At 66.6% G+C, this 6035-nt stretch carries 4 protein-coding genes; all 4 read right to left on the bottom strand.

Going from position 1 to position 6035, the window contains the following annotated elements; genetic code table 11:
• Positions 1–29: 29 nt before the first annotated feature.
• Positions 30–1028: a thioredoxin-disulfide reductase gene (trxB, locus tag F0Q45_RS23685; protein WP_149656225.1), complete on the bottom strand. Its 999-nt coding sequence runs from the start codon at positions 1026–1028 to the stop codon at positions 30–32.
• Positions 1029–1122: 94 nt separating this feature from the next.
• The gene (locus F0Q45_RS23680) at positions 1123–1884 is read right to left on the bottom strand and encodes a hypothetical protein (protein WP_149656223.1); all 762 of its coding nucleotides are present in this window, start codon (positions 1882–1884) and stop codon (positions 1123–1125) included.
• A gap of 33 nt (positions 1885–1917) precedes the next feature.
• On the bottom strand, positions 1918–2490 hold the full coding sequence (gene sigM / locus F0Q45_RS23675; protein WP_188113123.1) for an RNA polymerase sigma factor SigM: 573 nt from the start codon (positions 2488–2490) through the stop codon (positions 1918–1920).
• A gap of 62 nt (positions 2491–2552) precedes the next feature.
• A partial coding sequence (locus F0Q45_RS23670; protein ID WP_188113122.1) for a lipid II flippase MurJ occupies positions 2553–6035 on the bottom strand: 3483 nt, incomplete at its 5' end.

Genomic DNA, 6035 nt, shown 5'->3' with positions numbered 1-6035 from the left:
GATGGTGGCACCGGATTTCGCGGAATCAGTCATTGCTGTGCTCCAATCAACGTGTCGGTACTGTCAGCGTCCCCAATTGCTTCCTGGTCGGCCAGCCAACGTTCGGCGTCAATGGCCGCGGCACAACCGCTGCCCGCCGCGGTGACCGCCTGCCGGTAGGTCCGATCGACCAGGTCTCCGGCTGCAAATACACCCTCCAGCGACGTGCTGGTGGTGTGATCCTTAACCAGTACATAGCCGTCCGGGTCGAGGTCAACGGCGCCGCGCACCAGAGCGGATCGCGGCTCATGCCCGATCGCGACGAAGACGCCGGTGACCGGAAGTGTTTTTTCTGCACCGGTGAGGGTGTCGTGCAAGCGCAAACCGGTGACCGTTTTGTCCCCGTCCACCGCGGCCACAGTCTGGTTGGTGAGGATGCGGATCTTGTCGTTGACGCGAGCACGGTTGAGCATGATCTTGGATGCTCGGAACTCGTCGCGGCGGTGCACCAGAGTCACACTGCGGGCGAACCTGGTCAGGAAGGTGGCTTCCTCCATGGCGGAGTCACCGCCGCCGATCACCGCGATGTCTTGGTCGCGGAAGAAAAACCCGTCGCAGGTAGCGCACGAACTGACTCCCCGGCCCAGCAGCTCCTGCTCTCCGGGTACGTGGAGGTAGCGCGCCGCCGCGCCCATCGCCAGGATCACGGCCCGCGCCCGGAAGGTTTCGCCGTCGGCGGTGACCACCGATTTAATCGGCCCAGCTAGGGATACCGACTCCACGTCTTCCATGCGCAGGTCTGCGCCGAATCGCAGCGCCTGCTCCCGCATCTGGTCCATCAACTCCGGGCCGGTGATACCGTCACGAAAACCGGGGTAGTTCTCGACCTCGGTCGTGGTCATCAGCGCACCGCCGAACGAGGTGCCCTCGAATACCAGCGGAGCCAGCTGGGCCCGGGCGGTGTAGAGCGCCGCGGTGTATCCGGCTGGACCGGAGCCGATGACGATGACGTCGTGGACGGTATCTGGGGCGGGGGAGGCGGCGGTCATGCGGGCCTTTCGGTACGGAAGCTGGTCTCGAACGTGTATGAACGCCAGCGCAGGCACTGCTGTTCCCACCCGGGCGGCACGTTACCAGGATGCGCTACGAGCTGGAGATCCGGGCGACTCCAGCGACTCCAGCGACTGTAGTGCTGGCCAACAATCCGGTGTCGGCCGCGCTGCAATTGAGGGCCACCGCGTACACCGCGACATGGTCCGGAGTATCGCCGGGCACCACCAGCACCACTCCCGGGCGGGCATTGATGTCGACCGGTTGAGCACCCAGTATTAGCGTGGACGCCGGGTAGCCGAGGCCGTTGAGGCACGATGCGCGCCGCGACGGGTCGGCGAGCGGGCCGTAGTCCGGGGCGTGCCGCAGCAACTCGAGGATTTGGTCCTGCGAGAGCGGGATCGTCGGGGGCGGCGTCGACACGGTGATGTGCATTGCGGTGGCCGGTGTGTTCGGCGTCGGCTCGGGCTCGTCGATCAGCGCAGCGGTACCGACGCCGATGGCCGCGGCGACCGCTCCTAGTCCGGCTACGCCGGCCAGGACTTTGGTGGGGCGAGTGTGTGCTCGGGCAGCATGGGCGGCTGGGGACACCGGAGAGATGGTGGCCGACGTGGCATGCCTGACCGTGACATGCGGGGCAGGATCTGGTGCTGTCGACGGATCGGCGCCGACCGCGGCGAGATCGCGGCGTACTTGCTGCAACGCGCGCAGGGTCGCTGCCGCCTCGGGGTCAGTGCGGACTCGTTGGCGAATGCGAGTGGCGGTGTTGTCGTCCAGCAGACCTGCCTGCAGGTCGGCGAGAAGCTCCACCGTAAGGGGCGGTTCTGCGCCCGCCGCGTTCTCGGCCTGATTCATCGGCCCCAGTGTGCGTCATGCGCGTTCTGCCGGTCACGTAAGGTCGCGTTGAAGAGTATGCGCACCGGTGTTGAGGTAGCCCAGCAACCCCGCCAGCCGGGCTCGCCCGCGCGCACAGCGGCTCTTGACGGTGCCCTCGGCCACTCCGAGCATCCGTGCGGTGTCGGCGATCGAATAGCCCTGCATGTCGACGGCGACTAAGGCGGCCCGCTGCTTTACCGGAATCCGCAGCAGCGCTCGCTGCACCACGATCGCCATTTCTACCTGCGCCGTTGCATCGGGAACCGGATAGATGTCCTGCAGCGGAACGGTTGGTCGGGACTTGGCGCGACGCAGCCGGTCTAGGCAAGCGTTGACCACGATGCGGTGCAGCCAGCTGCTGACGGCCGCGTCATGCCGAAATGAGGCGGCACAGCAGTGTGCCTTCAGCATCGCCTCCTGCAGTGCGTCCTCGGCGTCTTCGGGGCTCCGGCTGCTCAGCCGCGCCAGCCGGTATAGCTGGCGATGATGGCGGCGAAACAACTGCTCGAAGGCAAGCGCCTCGCCGGCGACGAAAGCCCTCAGCAGCTCGGCGTCGCTGCGTTCCCGGCGGCCCCTCAAACCCACGCGCGGACAGTATCCAATCGGCAGCCGCGCAGCACTTCACCCGAATACGGTGCTGTCCATCGTTAAGACGCGGCTTGGATGGTGATCTCCGAGATGGCGGCGCGGCTCTTGCCGTCGATTGTCCCCAACGTCGAAATCCACACCAGCAGGTTCGACGTGGGTGCCGAGGATTTGACCGCGATGGTGTTATGCCCGGGCTTGAGCGCGGTCGCGGGGGTCAGCACCGTGGTGTCGTCCAGTTTCGAGGGAGTGGGCGTCTGGGCCGAGCGGATCTCCACCTTGGTTCCGGTGCTGGACACGTCGATGGAGACGGCGCCGACCACGGTGGGCTTGGGCAGCTGCAGCAGCAATCCAACGCCGTTCTTGAAGCCCGGGAAGGGCACAGCGTCGGTATAGGTGTCGGTTTCCCAGGAGGTACTCGGATTGCCGTCGATGGCTAGATCGGCTTGGCCTGGGTTGTCTGCTTCGCCGTCGGGGGAGAAGACGGTGGCTTTGGTGGGTTTGACAATGCTGCCCGCCGGTGCCGAACTGCCAGGCTCGGACGTCGACGACGTCTGGGTGTTCAAGCCGAGCTGATCCCGGTTGAGGCCGGCGCCGACGTTGCCGAAGATCTTATTGATCACCGAGACCATAACCAGCAGGGCCACCAGCAGAATGGCGGCGCCGGCGCCGGCGCCGATCAGCAGGTTGCGCCGGCGGCGAGCCTGGGTTTCGCCGTCGGGTGCCGACGTGCGGCGTGGGGAGGCCGGTGCCGGCGGCTCGATGGCGCCGAGAACTTCGGTACGGTCGGCCACCGCGGTCGCCTGTTGCAACAGGTTCAAAAGCGTTGAAGCACTGCGTATCCCGCCATCATCTTGGACAGAACGAACCGCGACCGCCGAAATTTGGAACGGGATGTCGCGGTCGGCGACGGCCGGTTCGACGGCCTGACCGGACCCATCCCGCTCGGCCGGCGCAATTCCGCTGGGCGTCCCGGGCTCTGGCAGCGGCCACCGGTTGACCAGCAGTGCATACAGCGCGGCGCCGATCCCGCGAATGTCGTCCTGCGGGTTGGCGTCCGGCATGGTCGCCGGAAAGGCCAGCACCACATCGCCCTCGATGCTGACGCGCACGCGGCTGGGGTGGTCGATGGACAGGGCCACCCCGGCACGGTGAGCGGCATCGGCGGCCGCGGCCAGCGACTGCATCGCGCGAATCGCCCCGACCGGCGAGGGCGCGGTGTCGGCAACTTCCCGCAACGAACCGCCTCGGATCCATTCGACGACAATCAAGCCGCCGGAACCGGTGTGCAGGACATCGAGCACTCGCGCAATACCGGGTTTGTCGATCCGGCTGAGCCGCAAGGTTCGGGTCAGAATCTCCTGCCGGACGTCATCGGGAAGGGCTCCCTCAGGGTCGACGAAGGTAAGCGCGACTTGTCGGTCCAGCGCGGTGTCGAGCGCCTGCCAGAACTGCAGGTGCAGTGTAGCGCCGTGGAAGATGAGCAGACGGTAGCGGCCGTTGGCGATGCGAGCGCCTGGAACGAGGTTGGCATCGTCTTGTGGCACGGTCGGCTCCGCGCTGCGTTCGCGTGGAGCGTCGAACGGGATCGGCCCCCGGGTCGCGGGTTGGGAACTGCCGCCGACGTATTCGGAACGGCGCGGCGTGGAACCGGGACCCTGACCGAGGCCGGCGGGAATGTCGGGGTGGAAGTCGTCGGCGGCGGGCCGCGGCAGGTCGGAGCCTGACGCGGAGTTGGACGAGGCGGCGCTATCCGACGGGCGCTCGGTCACCTCCGGTCCTTTCGCTATCCCGGTTGTGGTTACCGGAGGTCTGCGCCGGATCGGCAACTGGACCGCACCTTCCCCCGGCGGGGACGACTTTCTTTGCTCAGGGTACGTGACGGCATGGCGACCAGACGATCGATCTGCCCCAGTGACCTCGGGCGACGCAGGGCCTACCAGCCGGCCGCGCCGCTGGATGGCGTTGAGCGCCGCCTGCGCCTCCGGGACCTGCGCACCCAGCATGACCACAGCCACGATTGGCGCCATGATGACACCCAGGATGAGCAGCCGCAGCAGCGAGCCCGGCCCGCCGCCGTGGGCGGTCAACTGGCTCAGCCCCAGCAGCCGATCCGCGACGTGGGCAATCAGGCCGGCCAGCAACGACGCGGCGATGGTCACTAAGATGGTGTGCACCTCATGGGCGCCGATCAGCTGGCCACCGCCGGGCCGCAGTGACTGACGCAGTAGGTAGTAACCGATGATGGCGCCGGCCAGAAACCCCAAGCCGTTGGCCAGCCCCAGATAGCCGGCGACCAGCGCGCGATCACCGGTGATATGCGGTGCCAGTAGCGACGCCGCGATCTTGACTGTCGTGATGACGACGATGATCACGATCGGCGTCCACGGTTGCTCCCGGGCGTAGAAGACCCGCAGCTGCAGCAGCACCAGCCCGTAGGGGATCAAAGTGAACGCCGACAACGCGATCGCCGCGCCCAGATATCCCGCATCGACTTGGCCGAAGCGTCCGTAGGCGAACAGCGCGCTGCCGATGGCGGATCCGCCGACGGTCATGAACGCCACCGTGGGGATCAGCGTGACCATAATGAGCCGGGTGGCCAGCGACAGGTCGGCCAGCACGGCCGGAATGTCGTCGGCTGCGGCGTTGCGGCTGAGCCGCGGCATCACCACCGTCAGCACCGTCACCCCGATCATGCCGAACGGCAGCATTAACACCAGCCAGGTGTAGTTGTAGATGGCCGGACCCGAAGCCGCCGCCGTGCTGGCAATCTGGTTGCCGACTACCAGGCCGAGCTGACTGATCAGCACATAGAGCACCATGGCGCCGGCCATCGCCCCAAAACGCTTGAGCCGCTGGTCAATTCCCCACAGCGGTCGCAGGCTGACGTGTTCGCGCCCCAGCGCCACCAGCAGCAGCGTCGCTTGAGCGAATACGCCCACGGTGGTGCCCACTCCGAGCACCAGCAACTTGGTGTTGCCCATGTCAACGGGATCGACCGACAGCTCACCCGGAACCGCTAGATACACCCCCAGGGTCGCTATCGCGACGACGTTGTTGACCACGGGTGCCCACGCAGGCGGGCCAAATACGTTGCGGGTGTTAAGAATTGCCATGAATACCGACGACAGGCCGTAGGCGAGCACCTGGGGGAGCAGCAGGTAGGCGAAAGCGGTGGTGAGTGGCTCGTTAACTTGCGGTGTGTGGCCCAGCATCAATCGCACCAGCAGCGGCGCGGCTAGCACCGACAGGGCAGTGGCCACAATGAGCAATGCGGTGACCAAGGTCACCAGCCGGCGCACGAACGCGGCACCGCCGTCGGGGTCATCCTGCTCGGCCCGAGCCAGCACCGGTACGAAGATCGCGGTGAACGTCGCTTCCAAGACCAGCGCCGCGACCAGGTTCGGCAGCTGATTGGCCACCGAAAACGAGCTGGACAGCGCCGCGCCCAAGATTGCGGCCAGCAACACGATCCGGGCGAAGCCGGTGAGCCTGCTGATCAGCGTCGCAAGAGCCATTCCCCACGACCGCGACACCAGCGCGGC

The organism is Mycobacterium simiae, assembly GCF_008370645.1.
GTDB classification, from domain to species: domain Bacteria; phylum Actinomycetota; class Actinomycetes; order Mycobacteriales; family Mycobacteriaceae; genus Mycobacterium; species Mycobacterium simiae_A.
Note: the sequence above shows the minus strand (reverse complement) of the source record. Positions and strands in the feature narration are given on the sequence as shown.

What these genes read in the sequence shown, in the direction of transcription:
- trxB (WP_149656225.1), bottom strand. Translation starts at nt 1,028, where the DNA reads ATGACCGCCGCCTCCCCCGCCCCAGATACCGTCCACGACGTCATCGTC.
- F0Q45_RS23680 (WP_149656223.1), bottom strand. Translation starts at nt 1,884, where the DNA reads ATGAATCAGGCCGAGAACGCGGCGGGCGCAGAACCGCCCCTTACGGTG.